This window comes from Eisenbergiella massiliensis, from assembly GCF_003435485.1.
This window is the reverse complement of the sequence record NZ_QVLV01000020.1, coordinates 1-1,308: the sequence shown is the minus strand read 5'-3', so window position 1 is coordinate 1,308 and position 1,308 is coordinate 1. Positions and strand designations below refer to the sequence as shown.

Sequence of the window (1,308 nt, the reverse complement as noted above, 5' to 3'; positions counted from 1 at the left end):
GGGGGTGTTTACTGTTCCAGTCTCAAAAACGGGGTATTTCTAACTGTCCCGGAAGTCAGGAATTCTGCCAACGCGACCGGAACTCCTCACGCAGCGACTGCGTCGGCTGCGTTCGTCAGACAGGTCGCTAAGGGCGGCAGGATTCCTGCCTTCCGGGGCAGTAAGAAATATCTCCGTTTTTTCCAATGGAGCAGAAAACACCCCCACCCCGCCTGGGAAAAAGGGAGGCTGGCCGCGACGGCCCCGGAGGAAGAGAAGTCCGGCCCGGCAGGCAGGTATCCCCCTGACAGACCATCCCCCCATACAGCCCCCCAGGGAGACACAGGGACACGCAGGACTCTCCTTCTGTAGGGCAGGTTATGAGGGGCGTAAGGGTGGAGGAGAGAAGAAATGATGTTATAAATAAAGGGGGAGGTGGCTGGAACGGGAAAGGGTGAAGTGGTGGAGGAAATCTTTCTGTTTTCTTAATAATTCCTTCAGGGAATTAAGAACTTTTTTAAAGTTTCATCACAGAATGAACACATTTTCCCGGTATCATTAGTGTCAGATAGTTGAAAAACAACTCACTAAACTATCTCCCCCCTCATAGTCAATAAGCTCTCACGAAAGTGAGGGCTTATTGTTTGTATGTCAGGTGTGGCATTAATCTGGCTGGTGTAAGTTCAGCCACGGGTATTTACGGCCAGGTGTAATGAATTAAAACTGGTATCAGTAATGGTATAGATGAAAGAAGGGGTGTGGCAAAGTTCTCGTGCTTTGTACAGAAACTTGCAGGGAGATTCGGGGGATGAGGTTGGTAAGTATGATATCTATATGAATTGGCATGAATTTATTTTTTCGTGAAACATCCTTCAACCAACAGAGTTTTGTGTTGATATTATTGAATTAGTATGTTATTATTATTCCGTCACACGGCAGTATCTATGCTGCTGTAGTATTCGGCCGTCCGGCCGTTCTTTCATTTCGGCGCTTCCTTTTCGAAGCATTAATCCGTAAATGGCAAAAAACTTAATACAGGAGGAATATTTATGGAAAACAGGCTCAGGAATTATTTTCCGCTTATCAGGGAAAGAAAGGAGGTGTTGAAAGAAATTGGTGAAAGCAGCGGGCTGCAGGCACTGTTCCGGAGCTGGACGCCTGAACGGCAGGAAGAGTTCCTGGATTTCTGTACGGGTATGAAGGGCGTAAAGATCCTTTATGATTCTTTTTTCAAGGAAATCATGAGTCCGGAATATACACCCGTCAGGTTGAACCGTTTTCTGTCGCTGCTGCTGGGGAAAAAGGTAGTGATCCGTCAGGTGCTTCCCA

1 pseudogene is annotated in these 1,308 nt (G+C 47.2%); it reads left to right on the top strand.

Annotation, left to right across the window (positions count from 1 at the left end):
• Positions 1-1,028: 1,028 nt before the first annotated feature.
• Positions 1,029-1,308, top strand: a pseudogene (locus tag DXC51_RS21795) (PD-(D/E)XK nuclease family transposase); the annotation flags it as partial.